The 23873-nt window shown below is 37.5% G+C and carries 15 protein-coding genes; 4 read left to right on the forward strand and 11 right to left on the reverse strand.

The window, feature by feature from the left end; all coding sequences use genetic code 11:
* From Q0791_RS07450 to Q0791_RS07460, 3 genes are all read right to left on the reverse strand, one after another.
* Positions 1-1173: a cytochrome c gene (locus Q0791_RS07450; RefSeq protein ID WP_299004329.1), complete on the reverse strand. Its 1173-nt coding sequence runs from the start codon at positions 1171-1173 to the stop codon at positions 1-3.
* Between the two features lies 1 nt (position 1174).
* Entirely contained in the window at positions 1175-2038 is an 864-nt protein-coding gene (locus tag Q0791_RS07455; protein ID WP_299004330.1) for a hypothetical protein, read from the reverse strand.
* Positions 2039-2119: 81 nt separating this feature from the next.
* Positions 2120-3385: a hypothetical protein gene (locus tag Q0791_RS07460; protein ID WP_299004331.1), complete on the reverse strand. Its 1266-nt coding sequence runs from the start codon at positions 3383-3385 to the stop codon at positions 2120-2122.
* A 336-nt stretch (positions 3386-3721) separates the two neighbouring features.
* Here Q0791_RS07460 and Q0791_RS07465 point away from each other — a divergent pair, with 336 nt between their 5' ends.
* Positions 3722-5401, forward strand: a complete 1680-nt coding sequence (locus Q0791_RS07465) for a hypothetical protein (protein ID WP_299004333.1) — start codon at positions 3722-3724, stop codon at positions 5399-5401.
* A 79-nt stretch (positions 5402-5480) separates the two neighbouring features.
* Here the strand turns inward: Q0791_RS07465 and Q0791_RS07470 are convergent, their stop codons facing one another.
* From Q0791_RS07470 to Q0791_RS07490, 5 genes are all read right to left on the reverse strand, one after another.
* On the reverse strand, positions 5481-6113 hold the full coding sequence (locus tag Q0791_RS07470; RefSeq protein WP_299004334.1) for a helix-turn-helix transcriptional regulator: 633 nt from the start codon (positions 6111-6113) through the stop codon (positions 5481-5483).
* Between the two features lie 425 nt (positions 6114-6538).
* On the reverse strand, positions 6539-9685 hold the full coding sequence (locus Q0791_RS07475; protein WP_299004383.1) for an efflux RND transporter permease subunit: 3147 nt from the start codon (positions 9683-9685) through the stop codon (positions 6539-6541).
* Between the two features lie 13 nt (positions 9686-9698).
* Complete coding sequence (locus Q0791_RS07480) at positions 9699-11678, reverse strand: efflux RND transporter periplasmic adaptor subunit (RefSeq protein WP_299004336.1); 1980 nt, start codon at positions 11676-11678, stop codon at positions 9699-9701.
* A gap of 1 nt (position 11679) precedes the next feature.
* On the reverse strand, positions 11680-13143 hold the full coding sequence (locus Q0791_RS07485; RefSeq protein ID WP_299004338.1) for a TolC family protein: 1464 nt from the start codon (positions 13141-13143) through the stop codon (positions 11680-11682).
* Positions 13144-13442: 299 nt separating this feature from the next.
* On the reverse strand, positions 13443-13889 hold the full coding sequence (locus Q0791_RS07490; RefSeq protein WP_299004339.1) for a hypothetical protein: 447 nt from the start codon (positions 13887-13889) through the stop codon (positions 13443-13445).
* A 287-nt stretch (positions 13890-14176) separates the two neighbouring features.
* On the opposite strand from Q0791_RS07490, the gene Q0791_RS07495 reads away from it, so the two are divergent.
* Positions 14177-16291, forward strand: a complete 2115-nt coding sequence (locus Q0791_RS07495; protein WP_299004341.1) for a M4 family metallopeptidase — start codon at positions 14177-14179, stop codon at positions 16289-16291.
* 203 nt (positions 16292-16494) lie between these two features.
* On the opposite strand, the gene Q0791_RS07500 is transcribed toward Q0791_RS07495, so the two are convergent.
* On the reverse strand, positions 16495-17496 hold the full coding sequence (locus Q0791_RS07500; RefSeq protein WP_299004343.1) for a YHYH protein: 1002 nt from the start codon (positions 17494-17496) through the stop codon (positions 16495-16497).
* A 205-nt stretch (positions 17497-17701) separates the two neighbouring features.
* Positions 17702-20251, reverse strand: a complete 2550-nt coding sequence (locus tag Q0791_RS07505) for a hypothetical protein (RefSeq protein ID WP_299004345.1) — start codon at positions 20249-20251, stop codon at positions 17702-17704.
* Between the two features lie 839 nt (positions 20252-21090).
* Between Q0791_RS07505 and Q0791_RS07510 the strand changes: the two genes are divergently transcribed.
* Positions 21091-21357, forward strand: coding sequence for a hypothetical protein (locus Q0791_RS07510; protein WP_299004347.1), 267 nt, complete (start codon positions 21091-21093; stop codon positions 21355-21357).
* 604 nt (positions 21358-21961) lie between these two features.
* Positions 21962-22723 carry a class I SAM-dependent methyltransferase gene (locus tag Q0791_RS07515; RefSeq protein ID WP_299004349.1) on the forward strand — a complete coding sequence of 254 codons (762 nt, stop codon included), beginning with the start codon at positions 21962-21964 and terminating at the stop codon, positions 22721-22723.
* Positions 22724-22905: 182 nt separating this feature from the next.
* Here Q0791_RS07515 and Q0791_RS07520 read toward each other — a convergent pair whose 3' ends face one another.
* On the reverse strand, positions 22906-23829 hold the full coding sequence (locus Q0791_RS07520) for a DMT family transporter (RefSeq protein WP_299004351.1): 924 nt from the start codon (positions 23827-23829) through the stop codon (positions 22906-22908).
* Positions 23830-23873 lie beyond the last annotated feature (44 nt).

Consider the following 23873-nt stretch of genomic DNA (forward strand, 5'->3'; position numbering starts at 1 on the left):
CTAATCCTTCAAATCACTTTGAAACAAACAAAGCGCCTTATCGTTTAAATCGAGACAACCATTCTTTATCCAACGACTGAGCAAAGAAATGACTTGCTCCGAAACAGGCTCCTTAGTCATTGGCATTCCAGGTTTACTAGCACCAATCCCTAACTGAGCTTCATACCTTCTAGTTACTAGCCTAGAATATATATCAAAAGGGTTATTTTCCTTCAGCCAAGCTGTTAACCCTGAAGCTGAAGTATCAAAAGCATCATTTGCTCTACCTTTTATTTCATGACAATGAACACAGTTATTATCTCTCCACAAACGATTCCACAAATAAAAAGATTCTGATTTTGATAATGGGGTATTATCATTTTTATTAAATTTATCAGGAATACTTTGTAATAAATTATCTAACTCAACTTCTCTTGCTTCACGTTGATTAAAAAAGTATCTAACTAATTGTTCTGATTCAACTTCACTTAATTTAATAGCCGGCATTTCCCTCTTAATATGTTCCATATCATGAAGGTTATTGGCATAACTATAGATCCATTTTTTAGAAAACAAACTTAATCCCACACTATCATAACCACTAATACTGCTGTATTTATGGCATGACACACATTTTTTTTCAAAAATTTCACGACCAATATTAATATTTTTTTCTTTCTCTTCTTTTGATACTCCTCCTTGTAATTCAAAGATATTTTCTTTACTTACCTTATCATTATAAACAGTTAACTTTTCTTTATCAATAAGTGGATAAGCCATCATGACGGGGGCATTACAACCATTATAATGGCACTGACCAAATGGCCTTTTTAAGAACCTTTGTAAAGAAAATAAAGATAATCTACCTGGGATATTTTTAATTGGATAAATTGGACCATCTAAATATGAAAGATGATTACCCGCTATAAGTTTTAATTTATGATCACTCACAGGTAAAGCAAAATACCTTTTATCTTTTAATCCAGAATTAAATTTAATAGCAATATCAGTTATTTCTTGATGACAGCCATAGCACTGCTGATCTTCCCACTTGCCAAAGCCATTAGGAAAATATTCATAAGGTTTTAATCTATTACTAGTATGACATCCATTACACTCCTTAATTTCATTACTTGAATTTGCTATACATCCAAAAGAAATAAGAAGTGTAAGAATTAAAAAGTACCTTATCATCTTAAAATACTACCGATAATATCTCTTCACCATTACCATTTGGTACAATTTCAATTACTTCATTAGCAACATCTTCATCAATAGACATTTGAGCTGATGTAGAAATATCATATAAATCAATAAATCTTTTCCAATCTATAAACTGTAATTCGTCACCATTATTTAAATCATCTCTATAAAATTCTGAAGGATACTTAGAACTATAAAAAAATATTTCAAATGCATCACCAGTATATATTTTTTCATTATCATCAAATGAAATTACATCATCTTCAACTAGTAACGACACCAAATCAGGAACATTCATTAAAACAGACGGTGTTACTGAAGAGGATATGCTATAATTTATTTTTATTACATTGTTATTTTTTATATATTCAACTATTTCATTCTCTTTCTCTTCATTATTAGCTTGATATTTTAATTGCAAAGAACACAAACTAGGATAATTACCTAAGTTTGGATTTAAAGTGTAGTATATTTCAAGTCGATTTAGTTGTTCTACCAAACCTTCTGTAGCCTCACATAATATAGCATCATCGGGTAATATATTCTCTCTTACATCAATAATATTATTATCCAGAATAAAATCAGAATAATTGTTATCAACATGACTTTCTGGAAATGCTCTTACAGTGATTTTTTTAATTCCCCAACTAGAATTAGAGGGGCCTATTACTTTTTGTTTAATATCTTTATACCAAAAAGCACCTTTATTAGATGTTGTTTCATAAACAGGTGCGAATAAAAAACTATCATTTTCTATTCTATTTTCAAAATCAATATCACTCATTGTAAAAGCATGCGTACTTACATTATAAATAGTACTTATCAATAACAATGTATATTTTATTTTATTTTTCATCTTAACTCATATATTCAATTTATTTTTATTTAATATTTATGTTTGAAACTTTATAAATAAAGTTTCAAACATAATTTCAAGTTATTCTTGACCAGCAATGTCTCTACATGCAGGATCGTCCATATCCCATTCTACAGCTAAACCAAAACCACCAGTAACACACTGAATATTCATATTTGTTGATGCGTTTGTTATGCTAGTTCCTGGATTCCAAGAAACATAACGTGTTTCATTACGTTTAAATATAAGCTTCTCATAATTAGCACGCATGGTGTACATGGTTGTAGCTTCTCTATCTACATCACCAAGCTGTGATTGTCCGTAATCTCGCATTTCATTAAATAATTCGTCACGCATTTCTTTACGAACAGCTTCTACCGTTTGAATAAACTGCTCTTCAGAAGTAGGTTCATTTGCATATGTACCATCTTCTTGTAAATATTCAACCGTTATACCTGATTCACCATTTTGATTATCAAGCAAACGTTTGAAAAATGTACCAACTTCCACTTCTAAACATGCATTATTATGAATAGCAAAAAATGTACTTGCCTGCTCAAATGTTCTTGACCAATCGATATTAATTCTAGCGACACGCACCTTTTTAACCGTTGTTAGATCCCATTCAACAACGGCTTGAACATTTGCATCCCAGTTAGAGCCTGTTTCCATCCATTCTTGAACGACAAAATCCCATTGAGGCATACTCGTAGCCTGAAAAGGAATATAAGTAGAAACAGAACTATTTCCTCGTGGTGTTGCAGCTCTAAATTTTGATAGAAAATCAGTATTAACCCATTCACCTTGATTATTTAGTGCCTTACAAATCGGAATATTAACAGTCCCATTTGGACCAGTCCATTCTTCAAACTCACACTCAGTATCGATTCGACTATCATTATTTATCACTAAATCTGTTAACATGAATTTAGTTGTGACCTTTGAAGCTTGAGCTGGAGATACCCTTAACCCTTTTGCATGTGCTTCACTTTCAAGCCTTAATAAAGTTCCCCTATCACCAGAAGTATTAAATGCTCCTCCAAAATGAACAAGATCTTGCCCAGCAAAGAATCCGGTCCAAGGAGCACGAGCATATACGGAAAACCTAGGCTTAGGGGATTCAGTATCGGCTCCGGAAAGTGCTATCTGACCGACTTTAGGTACATACCATACTAGATTTGAATCAATAGAATCAGCATATAGTGTATATGCTTGTTGTGTATCAACAGAGAATAGACCTTGTATATCTTTTTCTGATGGATCCAATGGAGCCGATATGCTCATAGATGAAAAAAGTGAAGCGGCAACAGCCATTGTAATAGTTGATTTATTCATAAAAAATATCATTATTATCCCTAATAAAATATATATTGTGTTATTTATCCTATAGTCTAAGAAGGCTCACATTCTAATTTTTTTAACATTTAAGCTGATGTTCCTCACTTAAAGTGCAATTCGACATCCTCTACAAATATTAGATAGAATAAGCCTTAAAAAACAAGACAAGCAATTGTTATATATATCTAAATTTTTTATATAACTAAAGTTGTAGTGTTTATTCTATTATTATATATGTAATATTTACAATACAAGCTGTCATATATTACAGTTGTGAAATCAAAAAGTGACAAATTAGTTAACATTTGTTAAATTTATTATTATTTATAAAGTTATAGGTTGAATGTGAAAAAATTTACATGGAAAGCAGGAATAACCGCGCTAAGTCTACTTATGGTTGCATGTTCTGGCAGCGACGAGAATCAAAATAATCAAAATAATAACGAAAATACCTCAGCTCATTATGAGTTAACGGTCAAACTAATAGGGTTAAATGATGAGAGTGTGAGCTTTGATTGGTTAGGAAAACCTTATTCGGCTAATGCTAATATAACATTAACAGATAGCAGCTCGAGTTACTCTCCTCCTGATAATATCATCTATCCAGATAATTATAATTGTAATTCACAAACCAACCAACTGACCAAACTTAGTTATGAATTATTGATTGAATGTGAGGGTGATATTGATAACGAGATGACTAGGATTGAGATCCAAGACCCCCTACCTTACAGAGTCAATATTAAGCTGCAAGAACAAATTTATAAAATCCAACATGACAGTATTCAAATAGAAAATGCAACATTAAGCTCCCCTCAAATCATATCCGTTGAAGGCCCCTTACTGTGTGAACTCCAAGAAAATAAACAAATTGATAATACTTGGGATTTACATTGCGAAGAGTATTTAATTGCAGCTGAAACAACAGGCTATAAAGCAGAATTAGAGCACTACCTGATCACCAACAGTAAAAAAATAGCACTTAATATCAGAAGTTCATCAGATGAAGTGGCGACAAGAGTTTATACTCATTTAGAAACGCAATGGTTTACAATAAATAATAATTTGTATTTCATTACACTTGAAAATGGGCAATTTAAGGCGGTAGAAAAATCGAGTACCAATTTAACAAGCTTAGCAAAAAACAATGATACACTTTATGGATTGAATGACGATGGTTTATATCAATTAACCGATAACCTTGAATGGATAAAAATAAAACCTATCACCAGAAAGCTCGCCTCATCTTTATATTTATCTGATCATACTCTCTCTTGGTTAACAGAAAACCATCAATCTTTAGTGCTTGATAGACTCGTCTCTCAAGTCATTAAATCACCAACGTATGCAAATGAAGAAGCAATTACCTCATCTGAACATGCTGCTATTGCTATCGATAATGGCACAGTCTGGTTAGCCAAAAATGCTCAGTCACAATGGATTTTAATTGCAGTCGAGGTGAATGGACACACTTTTGGCCAAGTTATTCAGACATTACCGGAAGAAACTCAATTTGCCATTTGGCAACAAGAAGATTTAAAAAACACATTGCTTATGATAGAAGATAATAAAATATTATCCTTTGTCATTGAAGAGCAAACAATGACTTGGCAGCCTATAAAAGAAACATCTGCTAATATTATTGCAGCTAACCAACAAATATTAGTCAGCGCTAAAAAGTTATCCAATGATCAAGCAAGCCTTATTAATTTACATTTAGGCAGTGAAAGCATTAGTCAAGATGAATTGACCAGTGAACTAAATTTAACTGCATCCCCTTTATTGGCACTTAATGAAAATGATAATGCATTTTCACAGATTAAGTTAACAGAGCCTTGGTTATTATTTTATGTCGATGGAGACGTCTGGATAACAGGTGGAACCATTGAAAATAGTCAAAAAGTGTTATCTAACTTCACATGGGAGCAATTCAAAATGCTCAATATAATCACTGCTGGAAAGTCTATCTTATTACTTGAAGAATTTTATGATAAAAACCAAACTATACACATAATCAATATATAGTCCAAACTTCTAATGAAACTGCTTATTGTTTCACAATTATTAACATGATTGTGAAACAATATATAGGTGTTTTATCTTTTTAATTAGGGTTAATTAAATTTAACATTGTACATTTAGATATTGCTTGAATACGATTAACACTCTCAGTCTTATCAATACAACGCTGAATATGAAAGTTAATTGTTCTTTCGCTTAGCCCTATGATTTTTGCTACTTCCCACGATGTTTTCCCTTTAGCTATCCAGTTCATGCATTCCAACTCTCGTTTAGTAAGTAAATCTCCTTTTGATATTTTTATTCGGTGGTAAGCATTAATAATATAAGGACACAATGTCATAAAATTAAATACATCACTTTTTTTTAACTCACCATTTAAATACTCAACAACAAATAATGGTGAGTGATAAGCTGGTGTACTAGAGTTTAAAACAAAACCTCTACATAGAGAGCTAGTTGACAATTTATAATGAAGAGGTAAAAAAGCGTGCTCACCTTCTAACTGAATACGAACTTCTTCAGTTTTAATCCAATCAGCCACCTCTTTGCTTATTTTACCTAACCATACCTCACTATTTTTTAATTTTATATTTCTTGGTATAAGTAGTGCACACTGAACATGAGAAAATTCAGATTGTATTAAATTAATAAATTGACTTAATTGTTGAATACTTAATATTGACCGACATTTTGAAATTAAATCCAAATTAAACATTTATCATCCTTGTTATTATATTAATTACAACACAGATATTCCATTGATAGAATCTTTACTTACAACAAAAAGAAGTTTAAAAGCAACCGCATAGAAACATAAGGATACCATTTGAATTATTAGATTCAAATATGCATAATTTATTTTACTTTATAAAAATAGAGTTAAATTAGCGAAGCCAAATATTAATGAATTTAAGTTTCTATACTATCTATTTTTTAAATCTACTTCCCATCTAATTAGTTTCCTAAAACCCAATTTTTATCCAATAAGGAAATGTAACATAACAAAAAACAATCATAAATGTAACAATATAAAAGAGATAAAAATAACAAAATATGATCAAATGTTAATTTTTACTAGTAAAATTGTATTATTAACAAGATAAGCCTAATCTCTTTGTATTAGACTTATCCCTACAATCATTATTCTTTAATGGCTTTTTTAACTTCTTTTTTAATAACAGACCAACGCCATAAATAAAACACTACGGGTAATACCAGTAAGGTTAATATCACGGCGCTAAGCATGCCACCCACCATAGGGGCTGCAATGCGACTCATGACTTCAGAGCCCGTCCCTGTGCCATATAAAATAGGCAATAATCCGATAATAATGGCAGCGGCTGTCATCATTACAGGTCGCACCCGTTGACCCGCACCATGTAATACCGCATTAAGAAGATCCGCTTTAGTGATAGGCAACTGTTTTTGACTGTGTTCCTCCTTCATCGCTTGAAATGCCTGATTTAAATACACTAGCATGATGACACCAATTTCAACGGCCACCCCCGCAAGGGCAATAAAGCCGACCCCCACAGCCACCGAGAAATTAAAGCCTTCAAGGTACATCAGCCAAATACTGCCCACCATGGCCAATGGCAAAGTGCCCATTATGATAGCCACTTCAATAAAGTTTCTAAAATTTAAAAATAACAGCACCACAATAATGGCAAGGGTGAGTGGCACGACATAGCTCAGCTTTTCCTTTGCTCTTTGCATGTATTCATACTGCCCAGCCCAAGTAATAGAATAGCCCACTGGTAAATTAAGCTTTTCTTGTAGTACTTGTTGAGCATTTTCAACATAAGTGCCCACATCCACGCCATCGATATCGATAAAGGCCCAACCATTTAAACGGGCATTTTCAGATTTTATACCCGGAGGGCCATCTTCAATAAACACATTAGCCACATCCCCTAATGAAATACGTTGGCCATTAGGGGTCACTATGGGTAATAGTGACAACTGCTCAGGAGAGTCTCGATAATCTTGTGGATAACGCAAACTCACAGGATACCGCTCTAAACCTTCAACGGTTTGAGTGACATTCATGCCACCAATCGCAGTCGCCACCACTTGCTGAATATCGGCAATGTTTAATCCATAACGCGCGGCCTTGCCCCGTTGAATATCCACTTTGACATAACGCCCTCCCGCCACACGCTCCGCATAAACCGATGCGGTGCCGGGCACATCCTTCAAAATCGCTTCTATTTGTTGACCAATATTTTGAATAACATCCAGCTTTGGCCCCGCTATTTTAATACCAACAGGGGTTTTGATACCCGTCGCTAACATATCAATACGGGTTTTAATGGGCATCACCCAAGCATTGGTGACGCCTGGATACTTCACTAGCGCATCCAGTTCCTTTTTGAGCTTCTCTGTGGTCATGCCTTTACGCCACTGATCATGGGGTTTAAGCTGAATAAAGGTTTCAATCATAGTGAGCGGCGCAGGATCGGTGGCCGTTTCTGCACGCCCCACCTTACCAAATACCGTTTTCACTTCGGGCACGGTTTTAATCAATTTATCCGTTTGCTGTAATAGCTCTCTCGCCTCCCCGATAGAAATGCCGGGATAGGTCGTTGGCATATACATCAAGTCCCCTTCATCCAGTGGTGGAATAAACTCACTGCCAATTTTATGCAATGGGTAAACCCCAATGCCAATGAGAATTAATGCAGCAAGCAAAGTAAATTTCGGAAATCTGAGTACCGTTTTCAACGATGGCATATACAGTGAAGTAAGCAGTCGATTGACGGGGTTTTTATGTTCAGGTAACACTTTCCCTCGAATAAAATACCCCATAAGGACAGGTACCAGAGTAATCGCCAATGCAGCAGAAGCGGCCATCACATAGGTTTTAGTAAAGGCTAATGGTGCAAACATGCGCCCTTCTTGTGCCTCTAAAGTGAATACAGGAATAAAACTCACTGTAATAATAAGTAAGCTGAAAAATAACGCCGGCCCCACTTCGGTGGCAGAATCAATGACTACTTGCCAACGATTTTCTTTGGTCAATGGCGTATGTTCCATGTGTTTATGCATGTTCTCTATCATCACAATCGCTCCATCTATCATGGCACCAATGGCAATAGCGATCCCCCCCAAAGACATAATATTGGCATTGAGCCCCTGAAAATACATCACCACAAAGGCCATTAAAATGCCCACGGGCAAACTCACTATGGCCACCAGTGATGAACGAATATGAAACAAAAACACCATACACACTAATGCGACAACCGCAAATTCTTCTAATAATTTATGGCTTAAATTCCCCACGGCTCGCTCAATCAATGCTGAACGGTCATAAACAGACACAATTTCAACACCTTCAGGCAAACTTTTCTTAAGCTTGTTCAGTTTTTCCTTAACACCGTTAATGACTTGCTGAGCATTTTCGCCAAAACGCATCACCACAATGCCCCCCACGGCTTCCCCTTCTCCATTAAGCTCTGCGATACCACGGCGCATTTGCGGGCCAGTACCAATTTCCGCCACATCTTTTAATAGCAAAGGTGTGCCATTTTCATTGGTCCCCAGCGGAATATTCTCTAGATCTTGAATACTCTTGATATACCCCGTGGCCTGCACGATATATTCCGCTTCAGCCATCTCAACCACAGAAGCACCAATTTCTTGATTACCTTCTTGTATCGCAGTTTGAATGAGTGACAATGGAATACCAAAAGCCCGCAATTTGTCGGGATCCACTTTCACTTGGTATTGCTTTACCATGCCTCCCAAAGCCGCCACTTCTGACACGCCAGGTACAGTTTGTAATTCAAACTTTAAGAACCAGTCTTGCAAACTGCGCAGTTGGCTTAAATCTAACTTCCCTGATTTATCAATTAACGCATACAAATACACCCAACCCACTCCGGTAGCATCGGGGCCCAGTTCTGACTTTGCATTAGCCGGTAAACTAGCTGTCACTTGACTTAAATATTCCAGCACACGGGAACGAGCCCAATATAAATCCGTTTTTTCGTTAAAAATGACATAAACATAGGATGCGCCAAAAAAAGAGTATCCCCGTACAGTGACCGCGCCAGGCACAGATAACATGGCACTTGTGAGCGGATAAGTCACCTGATCTTCAACCACTTGTGGCGCTTGGCCGGGATAGTCTGTTTTAATGATAACTTGCACATCAGATAGATCAGGAATGGCATCAACAGGCGTATTTTTTACCGCATATAAGCCAATTCCCACGAGAATAAAAGTGGCTAATAATATAAAAAATCGGTTATGTACCGACCAACGAATAATAGAAGTCAGCATACTCATCTTCCTCCTACATGGCCGACTTAGCAGTTGCGCTAGCGTTTGAGTGTTCCTCTAACACAGCCGAAGCCTTATTTGATGGCGTTTCATCAACACTTTTGATGCGGTTAATAATAAACTCGCCTTTTTTCACTTCAAAAGTAAAGTTCACGCGCATTCCCTTTTTAAACTGTTTAATGTCAATAGGATCACTAACGTTGAAATCCAATGTTGCTGCTGGACGTCCCCATTTTTTAATGGGCCCTCGACTGATATTGAGTGTATTGTCTGACAACTTCACAGCATTAATGACACCTGTTGCCGTGGCAACATTGTGTTGACTCGTGCCACGCTTGTGATGACTCATTTCTTTCATACTGCCCATATCATGGGGCATGCTGCCCATATCATGCTTCATGCCGCTCATGTCATGCTTCATGCCGCTCATGTCATGACTCATATTGCTCATGTCATGAGCCATGCTGCTCGAATCATGCTTCATACTGCCCATATCATGGGGCATGCTGCCCATATCATGCTTCATGCTGCCCATATCATGCTTCATGCCGCTCATGTCATGCTTCATGCCGCTCATGTCATGACTCATATTGCTCATGTCATGAGCCATGCTGCTCGAATCATGCTTCATGCTGCCCATATCATGGGGCATGCTGCCCATATCATGCTTCATGCTGCCCATATCATGCTTCATGCCGCTCATGTCATGCTTCATGCTGCTCATGTCATGGTTCATGCTGCTCATGTCATGGTTCATGCTGCCCATGTCATGATCCATACGTTTAAAATCTGATGTTTTACTGGACTCAGAATCAAGCAAGAATTGCGCTGAACTCACCACTTTCTCACCTGCCGTTAACCCTTTTAAAATTTCAACATTATTCTCATCAAAACGCCCCACTGTCACCTCAACAGATTTAAAACGTCCTTCACCTAACGCCAACACGACTCTATCTTGGCTACCCGTTCGAATAAGGGCTTCTTTTGGGATCAATAACGCTTTATTGCCTGCACTCACATCAATGTTGATATGAGCAAACATATTAGGTTTAAACTCTCCGTCATCATTATGAAACTGCAATCTCACTTTCATGGTACGGCTCTTAACATCAAGGCTCGGATACACATAATTAATTTTGCCTTTAAAAACTTTTCCAGGCAGATAATCCAAAGTCATCACCACAGGCATACCCACTTTCACCTGCGCTGCTTGACTTTCAAATACTTCAGCTTCAACCCACACATCCGCCAAGTTCCCAATGGACATAAGTGTCGAGCCCGGTTTAACATAAAAACCTTCACGAATATTGAGCTTTTCAACTACACCATCCTGAGGTGAATAAAAACTAATAGTTTGCTGCACTTTCCTGGTTTTTTTCAATGTAGTAATCACAGACTTAGGCAATTGCAATGCTAATAATCGCGCTTGAGCGGCTTGAATGAGCCGAGTATTTTTTCGTTCAATGGCCAGTAAAAACTCTTCTTGTGCATTCACCAGCTCGGGTGAGTAAAGATCATAAAGCGCTTCACCTTTTTTAACGGGATCGCCCACAGCCTTCACATGTAATTGCTCTATCCAACCCTCAACTCTAGGGTGAATATGAATAATTTTGTCTTCATCATAAGTCACATACCCTACGGTCGCGATTTTTGAATGCAGCGCACTGTATTTTGCGATGGCCGTTCTCACCCCCAAATTATTCACCACATCAGGTGATATTTTAATCGTACCGGGGCCCTCATCAGGCCCTTGGCCAGCATCATCATAGACAGGTACTAAATCCATCCCCATAGGAGACTTTCCTGGTTTATCCCGTTTATAATTGGCATCCATGGGCGCCACCCAATAAAGAATTTTCTTCTGAGGCTGGACTTGTGCTTGTGTTGGTGCTGTTTCCTGATTGAATGGCAACTCCTGAGTCAATCGCTCATAAGCCAGCACAGACACGACACCAACGCCAACACCTACCAGCAAAGATTTTAAATTTATCATGTTATTGTGCCCTTTTTACGCCAATGGATTGGCTTGCTACCTGACGTTTCACTTGCTCAAATTTGGCTTGCTGCTGCTCACCAGCAAATAAGTAATTCAGTCCTAAACGGATTTTTTGTTGTTCTACATCCAATGTTAATTTATCGATTTCAGCATTGAGTACGGAAATCCGCGCGCGCACCACATCAGAAAAGTCTCCCTCATCATTGGTATAAGCAGTGAGTGAAGCCTCGGCTTCATCATTAACTTGTGGAAGCAATTTGTCGGTATAGAGATTGAGCCGTTGATCGACACTATATAAACGGCCAGTATCACTCATATAAATACCCAATAAATCTTTCAGTAATAACATCTTGTCTGTTTTTGCCGCTTCAGTATCAGATACCGCCGCCTTCACTTCTTGATCTTGTCTATTAGCCGTAAAAATCGGTAAATCAAAACTCACGCCCACAGACATAAAATCGGATCGACTCTCACCTGCCGAATCGTCCGCTCGATAACCATAGCTAGCATTCACTCCCCACTGGGGTTTATATTTTTGATTAGCAATGGCAATACCGGTTTTCGTTGCACTGATTTTTTTATCCACGGCCATAATGGAAGGATGTAAGGCTAAAAATGGCATTAAAGTTTCAGAGCTGACGGTTTTCCCTGAAATAAATAATTCAGAATGATGTAATTTAATATTGGGCAATCGATTGCCTATCTCAATATTCGGCCCCTTACCTTGCACCGCGTGATTGGATAATAATCGAGCTTCTTCTGGATTTGATAAGTCGCTCAACCATTGAGCAAGCTGTCCTTTCAACCGATACTCTTGCTGCTTTAACGTATCCACTCGCTCATTCAAGCGGGTTAACTCCAACTGCGCACGAATAATGTCTTTTTGAGCCGTTCTTCCGATCGCAGAGGAATAACTGGCTTGAGTAATATCCACCAATTGCTCAAATAAGGCATGATTTTCATGAATAAGTCTGATACTTTGCTCAATTTGATAAATATCAAGCCATAAACTTCCTACCGCAACCGCTACTTTTGCCCGCCTATCTTCTCGTAGAAAAGGATAAGCTTCACTTTGAATCGCTAATTGCCGCTCTTTTAAACTTAAGGTGTCCCCTCGCGAAAAAGACTGAGAAATTCCCATTTTCAATTGCGTCATGGCCTCTTGCCCTAAATCAAAGCTGTTTACAGGTAAGTTAGCCATATTCAGTGATATGGTGGGATCAGGCAAAGTGCCTGCAAACTTGCTTTTTGAGACTATTGCCTGTTGTTGATGTAGATTACCCGTTATCCAAGGATCATTTTTCTGCGCCAAATGAATCGCCGCATCAAAACTAATGCCATCAACAAGATAAGTCGCATCGTTTGCTTGGCTTTTAATATTCATTCCCAAAAAAAATATGGCGCTTAATATCATCCACTGACTTATTGCTATACACGCTTGCTTATCGATTGTCTTTCCCATTCGACAGCTCTCCTTTCAATTATGATGATATTGAATTCATGACAAGTCCAAAATACCCTCAATTAAAGGCACTATAATGATGAACAAATAAAAACGTGACATGTCATGAAGTATGTCATTCAGTCTTGACTGAAATCATTCGTTATTAATGATAGGACGATTCCAACAAGAAACTTGAAAGAACTCACACCAAAGCAATACACAAAGGACATCACCCATGTGTCAATAGCAAGTATGACCTAAGATATAAAAACAATTAATCTCATTTAACCAATGACTAAACTGAATTTATCGTTATTTTAGATAATGATAGGAGGGCGATATAGAGTAGGCTTTATGGGTGATGATATCGCCAGAGTCGCAGAACTGAGTCGACTGACTAATAACAATATCGGTCTATGGGAATGCAACTGCTGCACCACAACCGGATTTGCACAAGACAATAAAGTGCAAGTGCATTGTTCACATGCCTGATGTGCAGGAAAAGAATCTTCTTGACTGATTTTATTCGTGGAACTCTCCATACAAGATGCATTGAGCGCTGACTCATTATGATGTTGAGCCGAACCTTTTGTGAACAAAACGGGCGCTAAGCTCCCCATTTTCATATCCGTTTGCATGTTCATTTCAGCCATATCCATACTGTCACAGAACATCATAGTGCCCGCCAGCGATTGAGCAACAAAACTCAAACACAGTAGCAGCACAAAAAATGCTTTGTAAATAGAATGACTAATTGATAGCACGTAAGAACCTCAATACAAAAGGGATGTTTAGCATAACATCAAGCAATAACTATTCAAGTTAAATTCCATTCTAATAAATGCCACCAGCACAGTGACAGCTTAGCCACTCTTTATTTATCCATAAAAATCATTCTTTTATCCTATTGCCCATTCATATTTCGAACCATAGGATAATTAACGCTTTTCTAATAAATAATAGTAGTAATGGTTTATAGCGTTTATTTTTAAATCATTTATTTGAAATGGATGTCCGTTTTTTATCATCACTTTAATGGATATATTACAGAATGAAAAATAATAAGCTCCCACCTCTTGTACTCGCTATTTCAACCCTTTTCAGCTTACCGACTCTCGCTGCCAATACTATTGACCTCGCCAAGCATTATCGAACACTATCAACGAATGATCTTACGCAGACATTATCACTGGAACAAGGCAGTGGTTTCACTCCAGTTAAAACCGTCACGCTTAAATCCTTCCAGGTAAAGCAACGGCTACAGCAATCTTTTTATGGCGTTCCCATCTTTGGCCACACTATTAGTGCCAATGTCTCTGCCATGGGCGCCTACTCAAATATTAATGGTAACTTACTCACTCATATAGAAAAACCACGCGGCTTTATTATTCCTAAATTGACAGAGGCTCAAGCATTAACCATCTCAAAACGTGTCCCCAAAGACAATGAGTCTCAAACCAGTGATGCGAATACTATTCCATTTCATAATGAGCAAGCCAAACTATGGGTTTATTTAGATGAGGCAAGCCAAGTCAGACTGGTGTATATCACCTCTTATGTTCAATACGGTGAGCATCCTACACGCCCTTTTAGTATTATTGATGCCCATAATGGCGAAGTACTCAAACGTTGGGAAGGGCTAAACTATGCTGCCGTTGGAACGGGGCCTGGCGGTAACCTTAAAACAGGTCAATATGAGTACGGCACCGATTTTGACTTTCTTGATGTCACAATCGATAACGATACTTGCATCATGGACTCCCCCAATGTCAAAACCATCAACTTAAATCATCGCTTTGATGGCAACCAAGCATTTAAGTACACTTGTCCACGCAATACCATCAAATCCGTCAATGGCGCATTTTCACCACTCAATGATGCACACTTTTTTGGCAATGTGATCTACAACATGTATAGCGAATGGTATCATACCGCACCACTCAGCTTTCAGCTAGCCATGCGAGTGCATTACTCCAAAGGATTTGAAAATGCATTCTGGGATGGTAGCGCGATGACCTTTGGCGACGGTATGACGCGCTTTCATCCTCTTGTGAGTTTAGATGTCTCTGCCCACGAAGTCAGCCATGGGGTTACCGAGCAAAATTCAGGCCTAATTTATGTGAATCAATCTGGCGGCATGAATGAAGCATTCTCTGATATGGCAGGAGAAGCCGCTGAATATTACATGCATGGCAGTAACGACTGGCAAGTCGGCGCCGATATTTTCAAAGGCGATGGTGCATTACGTTATATGAATGAGCCCACGCTCGATGGCCGCTCAATCGATCATCCTGACGATTATTTCGATGGGATCAATGTCCATTACAGCTCAGGAATTTTTAACAAAGCCTTCTATACTTTGGCCACCAGCCCCAACTGGAATACCCGTAAAGCTTTTGAAGTCATGCTACTGGCAAACCAGATTTATTGGACTGCAGACAGTCATTTTTGGGCTGGCGCCTGCGGTGTTAAAAATGCGGCTGTTGACTTAGGCTACAATGTTAACGATATTGAACATGCCTTTGAAGCTGTGGGTGTTGTGCCTTGTCTTGAGCCTGAGCCCACTCCTTTGCCCGATCCCATTCCACTCATGGTCAATACCCCCATAGAAGTCTTCGCTCCAACTGGCAATAAAACCTATTACACTTTTCAACTTGAGAATGCATCCAATGACATCGAAGTGATCCTCTCTGGCGGAACAGGGGATGCCGATCTTTATGTCAGAGCCGGTGAGGCCCCCACTTTTAGTCAATTTGACTGCCGTCCTTATCAAGCAGGTAATGATGAAACTTGTAATTTACCCGCGGCAGAAGCGGGCATTTATTGGGTAATGCTGCACGCTTGGTCAGCCTATGACAACGCCAGGTTAATGGTGCAATCGACAGCCACGCCCCCAAACCAACTACCCATTGCCGATTTTTCCGCTCAGATTATTTCGGGGGTTGCCCGTTTCAACAGTACCAGTGTGGATAACGACGGTCACATCACTCAATGGCTGTGGGATTTTGGCGACGGTCATCAAGCCCAAGGTGAAAATGTCATTCACAAATACACTCAATCGGGGGAATATCAAGTCACGCTTGAGATCAAAGACAATTTGGCTGGCAGTGGCACTAGCGTCCAATCATTTGTGATTAATGTTACAAATGTTCATTTACCCAAATGAAATAAAGCTATCCGCTAAAACGGGCTAAAACCCTCCCATGGAGAGAATTCACTCCCCTTTAAGCATGCCAACATTATTGAATGTTGGCATGCTTATCTTTTATATCGCTAAATCAATATAAAATGACACAGAAAGCCACTAACACCTTTCTATAACAAAGAAAACTGACGATACTTTATCGTCCTAAAAAGCTTCATTACTCCCTACTGCCCAGTATATTCAGCCGTACCTTGTGCGCCATGAAAACAACCGATAAATTCATTACTCTGTGTCGACTGAGCGTGGTAATGGTAACCTCTGAGTGCATCCGTATGGCCGTTACATTCATCTAAATCAGTGGCCGCTTCACCTTGACTGTTAAACTCATCATAAAGACCATACCCATCAAGTAAAAACCCAATCAATGATGCATGTCCGTCAACTTGCTCAACCTTCGCCATACACTCAGTGACACCATGATAATGATAACCTTCATTTGGGTTGATATGGGCGGCACAAGGATCGAAAGCAGCAATAGTATAAGCGGATAATATTCTATCAAAGGGCGCCGGAATGGATAATGCGACCCCATTGAGTGCTAACCCCAAAAACTCACTGCCAGTATAAACACTATCAAACTCTGAACCGCTTAACTCAACAGGTTTAGTGGGAATTAAAAAGGTCACCGAAATTCCTCCTTCACTATTTAACGCATTAAAAGTATCTTCCATTTCACATTGAATACAGTAATTATAATACTCATCCGTTGTGGCTTTTATGGCAGCTTGGCAACTTTCAGCGCTTCGCGTTACATTCACTTCGCCTGAATCAATATCATAGAGCTGCCAAAAATCATCATCATAAAATGTCGCCAAGTTTTTAATAAACTCCCCCGTCAATGGGTAAACGCTCTCATGACTATCATCAAACCATATGCCGCTGTCACTGCCATCATCATAAATGGTATCAGGACAATAAGGCCCCATATCATGATTGCTCGGCACACCTGTCACGACCAGTTCATAGCAAGTGGTCACAGTCCCATCGCTTAACGTGCAAGTCACTAAGGTCGCTTCTTGTAATAACGCCCCCTCAGTAAAAAACTCAGGGGTAATATGGCTGATATTTAAAGTCTGCTCATTCTTATCATGATGACAAGCAGACAAAACTGCCGATATAACAACCGACATCACTACCGACATTGCCATAATTACAAGAGTTTTCACAAGCATAGGTATCCTTTTATTCATCTTTTTCTTTTCAGATTTATCCATTGATAACATCAAGAATAGTCAATGGGTAAAAAAAGAATGCAGCCATAGCATAACTATCACGGATAAAGTGGATGAAATTTAGAGAAAATAGAAATGAAAACAAAAAAGATCAACCATATAGGTTAATCTTTTAATTAAGGACGGAAAAATTAAACGTTTAATTCATTGAAACACCTACTTTACTGCCAGTTTCTAAATCCACTTGGTATAGTCCACTGAATACAATAGAAAAAAACTGCCCCAATGCATTAACATCGATAGCATTGGCACTTACATCAATATTGATATAATTGCATTTTTTCGTATCAAAGTTATATTGCATAAATTGAGAACTATTCAACAAAAGTGCATTATTCTCTTTATTAAAAGAGAGAGAATATAAAATATCATCACCAAAAACCCTCCCTTCACATGAATCAAATATTTTTACTACTTGATTTGTTTTTAAATCCAATTGTAAAACATGGTTTCGATTTTCACTGATCATATAAATAATTTGATTTTCTTGATCTAAACTAGCCGTATCAATACCTTTTAAATTTTCAACTAATGCAGATGAAGTAACTAAACTTCTCTCACCTGTGGATAAATCAATGGCTAATAAGTTTCCTATCGAACTATCAAATGCTAATAACCGATTATTTTCGTTATCTAACATTATACTGCTTAAATTGTTAAATAAAATACCTCCACCATTAAACTGGCTGGTTAATATGAATTGAGTCTTCTTATTTAAATCAATCGCTATCACTTTCTCATAGTTATTTATATAGATAATTTGTGAGTCCTGGTCAAAGACCATTCCATATAAGTCCCAATAGGACACTCCATCTAATTCATAAATATTTTCTCTTAAACCTGTGTTCAAATCTATTTCCATTAATTTAACAGTCTCACTGTTGTCATCATATTTATTTAAGGTATAAGCAATATTTTTATTATCATCAATAGCAATATTAGAAGGGAATACTAATAAGTCCCCCCCTCCCACATTATCACTGATAAATTTAGACCGATCACCTGACTTCAAGTCTACTTGCATTAATATATTCAAGTCATGATCACTTAAATAAAGTTGGTTATTGACAACATCAATATCAGTATAGTTTATTTGTTGAATGGCTAAATCACCTACATCTTCATCTTTAGATACTATAGAGATAATCCCTGTTTCTAAATTAATCCTCTCAATACTGTCCCTACCAAAAACAACCACATTATTATTATCATCTACATTAATATTCATCATATTTAAGCTAGTATAAGTCTCTAAAGGCCACATATTGATGCCATCATAATCAATAAACAATAAACGACTCCCGAGCCAATTATCATCAAGTACGACAAAACCATAGGAAGAGTAAGCAAAATCATGAGTATAGACATATTGATTATTAAGTGTTTTCTCATCAAACACCACAACGAATTCCATAGTATCCATATTGAGCTTTAACATCATATTCTTGATAGCAGATGTTCCATCATCTAGTAGATACTTGAATAAAATAAAGAGCGCTTCTTTCTCTTGTGAAAAGTCGACTCTATGAACCCACCCATAAGACCATAAGTCAGTATCAACCGCTAGCGTATAATTCATCAGTAATTCACTTCGAGCAGTGACTGGAGAAATAGCAACCACTCGTAACTCATATTCCTCATTGTCAACATATAAAATGCTATCCGTTTTCTCTTGATAACTAATTGGAATGTTATATGAACTAATTCCAGAAGCCTTAAAACGATAAATAGCTTTTGTTGCTAAATCAACTTCAAAAAACTCTCCCGCTCCTTCATGAATAAACATACGACTAGACATATTATCAATCACAAATGGGCTATTGGCTGAAATAGATTCATTCATAATAGTCAATTCAGCCGCTTTTATATTAATATTCCCGTATATATCTTCAGTTTCAATCAACACAGTTTCATCAACCGATGACATATAATCAACCTGCCATTTCACCTGCTGACTGTCACTATTTTCACTAACAATGAATTCGGCATCCACACCATTCACTCTCACGGCTTTTACACCAACAACATCATTTGCCACACCTGTAATCGTAATTCTGTCTCCACTCGCTCGAGATGTTTTCAGTGGAAACTCGACAATCACTGTAGGTGCATCATCATCATTCGGAAACAATTTAGCAAAAGCCACATTCACCTCACAATCATTTGATATTGTATCAATGGTGTAAGTATTGTCACTCAGTACGCCAGCACAACCTGATACTTGTTCAATTTCAAAGCCATCATTCTGGGTGATTGTAAAGACCGCAGGCTCATCTCCCTTGGTATGCAAAGTACTGGGTGAAATGCTCCCGCCCGCATTCGCAACGGTGGATACGGTATATAGCATCTCAGTAAAAATGACATTGACTGCACAATCATTTGATACAGTATCAATGGTGTAAGTATTGTCATTCAGTACGCCACCACAACCTGATATTTGCTCTATTTCAAATCCATCATCTTGGGTGATCGTAAAAACAGCGGGGACTTTACCATCAGTATCAAGACTGGTTGGCGCAATTTGTCCACCTGCTGTCGTCGTGGTCGATACCGTGTACTTGGGGCTGGTGATCTCAGTGTCAAGATCATTATCTGTAATAGTAGTGTTATTCGAATCATCAGAACCTCCACCACAACCAGCTAGTAATAAAGCTGCTAAAATTAATGGATATTTAATGCTTTCCCTCATGACATTCCCTTGCACATTATTATTTTGGCCGCGAATTCTATCACAACAAATAAAAACCACAAACAACAAACACCCAACACAAAACACACATAAAACTCTATTACGTAACGTTTTTGTGAATGAATATCATTTAATCAAATAGACAGCAAAACAACAGCACTGTTGCTTCGATTTAAGCTTTGTTTGAGTATCATGGGCAACCATGAGGAGTCGTGGAAAAACATGGAAAGATCACATGACTCACACGTATAGCTAGCTCGTATTGCTACTAAATATAAGTGAAAAGTGAACTACTGATGAGCACACACGCAACGAAAAAACATCAGGCACAAGCACCAAAAAGAGCAGTTGCGTTCTATTTTTCATGGGTGTTATGGCAGATATCTACAACGGGTATTATGGTAAATATAAGATAAATATACCCTATAATTAATAATGCTATCTATACTATATAAATACAGTAATATTTTACCAATAAGAAAACAATGAAAAGAAAAGCAACAGGAATAAATACAAAACAGAAAAATGTAGCAAAACCATTTTTTATATTTATTTTCAATGTGTTATACTTTTGGTGTTGAGTGGGTCGGTTATTTTTATAATGGAGAATGGATTATTCATGGACCAACTGATACAGACATTGTTGAATATTCTATATACATTTTACATGCAGCAACGAGTTCTATATTACTATTATTCTGGTTATTTCAAGTTACCTTAGGATACTCTAATTTAAATAAAGCAAAACCATTAAATAAAAAATTCATAAAGTAAATGGTTATTTTGTAGTTCTATCTATAATAGTTGCTTCCATAATAACATGCATAAATTTATATGATATGTATGAAAAAGATTATCAGGCTAGATTCACTTTAATTGAAGTGCTTCATTTATCTGTTACTTCTATAGGTGGAACATCTTTTATTATTTATGGCATTTATTTGTCATCAAAAAGATGCTATAACCTTCACTTAGATAACATACTATTTGGGTTATTAATTTTTTCATCAGTAGGAATTATAAGAATAATTGAATATCCTCTTTACCTTACAGTTAAAGATTGGGTTGGTTTAGAAGCTTTTAATTATATAAAAGTTACTCCATAAGTATTAAGTCAACCGTATTAAGGAAACCCCACTACACACAAATTAACTTATGATAAATCAGAAAGCTAAGTCACCAAAAACAAGGCTTAAGCACCGCAAGATGCTCAAAAAATGCTTTAATACTGCTAAATGATGATTTTTAGCACCAAAACCATCAATCAAAATAATACGAAAAAGTGACCTCATCGCACAAATAAAACACATGTTCGAGTTAACTGTATTAGTTTCGACTTGATCTGACATCAAATAACCGTTTTAGAGGGCTTCGATCACCTTAAAAATACTCACAACAAAAGTCGAATATGGCACTAGCTTTGATCAATTAACTCATTTATTTTTAAGCCATTAATCTATTAACTATTTTCTTATCGCCACATCACCCATTTAAACTTAAACCCACTCCATCATTCGATCTGAGCCATATCATGCACACTCATATTAATCATGACCCTTTTTTACTTCATCAATATACTTAAGCAGGAATGCTAATGCGCGAACATATATTTAACTCACTATAATTAGACCATTGAGACTAAAACATCATCAAATATTTATTGCTAGGCCATCAAGTAAGGTATAAATAACACCTTAACAGGACAATGAAATGGATAAAAAATCTGCTCTACAATATAACAATGAAAGTGAATGGCAATATATCAGAGGCAAGCACTTACTGGCATTGGCTTCTCCAAAGACAGGTGAAACCGTCATCGATTTAGGCTGCGGCACGGGCAAGTTAACTCAAAAGCTTGCTCATTGTGTCTCGCCAAAAGGACAAGTTATCGCGATTGACCCCGATCCAAACAGATTGGATATCGTCAAGCATTATCACTGCAATACAAAGTTACCAATCAATTTTATTCTAGGCAGCGACAACACACTCTGTGATATCAAAACTGATTCCATTGATCTTATCTACTCAAACTATGTGATCCATTGGATAGACAACAAACTTGCGCTGCTGCAAAATGCCCATCGCTGTTTAAAAGAAGAGGGACGATTTGTCATGGAGCTTGTGGGGGAATTGCCAACTTTCATTACGAACATCACCAAACTGACCGAAGATCATGGTCAAAGGTTATTAAGCCGTTTTCATTGTTTATCCTATGTTGAGTGGGAAGCATTATTGCAACAAAATCACTTTACCATTGAGCATATGGACTGGATAAAACTGGATTACACTTTTTCAGATCTGGAACATTTTTTTAGTTGGTGGGAGTCCACAACCCATGGCACATTTCAAAGAAGTATGCTTTCAGAACACGCCTTACTATCATTAGCAACAACTTACCCACAGAAAGTCACTTTTTCAGGCTACTCGTTGCAAAGTAAAGTACGCAAAAGTCAAGTGCGCAAAAGCAGATAATCAAAAATTCAATTTAAAATAATTTTGCTCTATCTTGCTCTAAGCAGGTTACCTAGAGCTTAACATATCTCACATCGACAAATCGATTTTAAAGCTGGATCCCTTTTTAGCCCTTTGTGAGTGGGAACTCACGTCGTTTAATTAAGCAAAGCTTGATACAAAAAAGTAAAATCTGCCTTCATTCAAAGGCTCCTTTCAACTTGTTTATCCATCAACCCATACTTTATTCGAGTCAAGTATGCCGCTTTACATTGGGCTATCACGTTCCCCATAACAATCAAGAATAAACCTAAAGTGGAATAACCTGTCCATTGATAACCTTCAAAGAGGCTAGAGACTATCAGTGCAACAATGGGTGTCAAGACTAAAACATAAGCGGCACTATGAGCACCAATACGATTAACCAGCACGAGAAAAAGTGTAAAGCCAAGCACTGAAGCTGGGATCGCTAAATAAAATAAACTTCCAAGATACAAAGGAGAAAAATCAATCGTAAAAGGAAGCCCTTGAAGCAATATCATCAACAATAATGCTGCGCAGCCATAAAACATGGCATAAGTCGTCGCCGTGTAAGGCTGTAATTGCGCGCGAGTATGGCGTATGCTAAGCATATTTCCCATTGAAAAACACCAAGTCCCTAACAGGGATAATGCTATTCCTGTTAGCATATCCTCGGTCAATGTGGCCGCTTTAAGATCATGAACAAACAATAAGCTTATGCCAGTTAACCCCACCAGCATCCCTAACCAAAAGTAACCATTGGTCTGGGTTTGAAAAAATATTTTACCCTGCAGCGCATTAAAAATCGGGGCGCTTGCCATGATCACCGCCGTTAATCCACTGGGAATATATTGAGTGGCGTAATAAAACGCAATAAAATTAAAGCAAAATAAGCATAATCCTTGTAATAAAAGAGATTTATGATGCTTGCATTTAACCTCTTGCAATTTATTAAAGCATTTTCCCACAATAAAAAGCACTGTCCCCGCTAAGGCAAAACGATAGAAAATGGACACTAAAATGGCCACATCCCCTTGCTGCCATTTTATCGCAATCCAAGACAACCCCCAAAGCAACACCATGAGTACATATAACAACATCGACATTTAAATTTACTCCAACCACTTTATAACAATCATTGTCCCAATAA

Origin of the sequence: uncultured Shewanella sp. (assembly GCF_947495455.1) — a bacterium.
GTDB lineage: Bacteria > Pseudomonadota > Gammaproteobacteria > Enterobacterales > Shewanellaceae > Shewanella.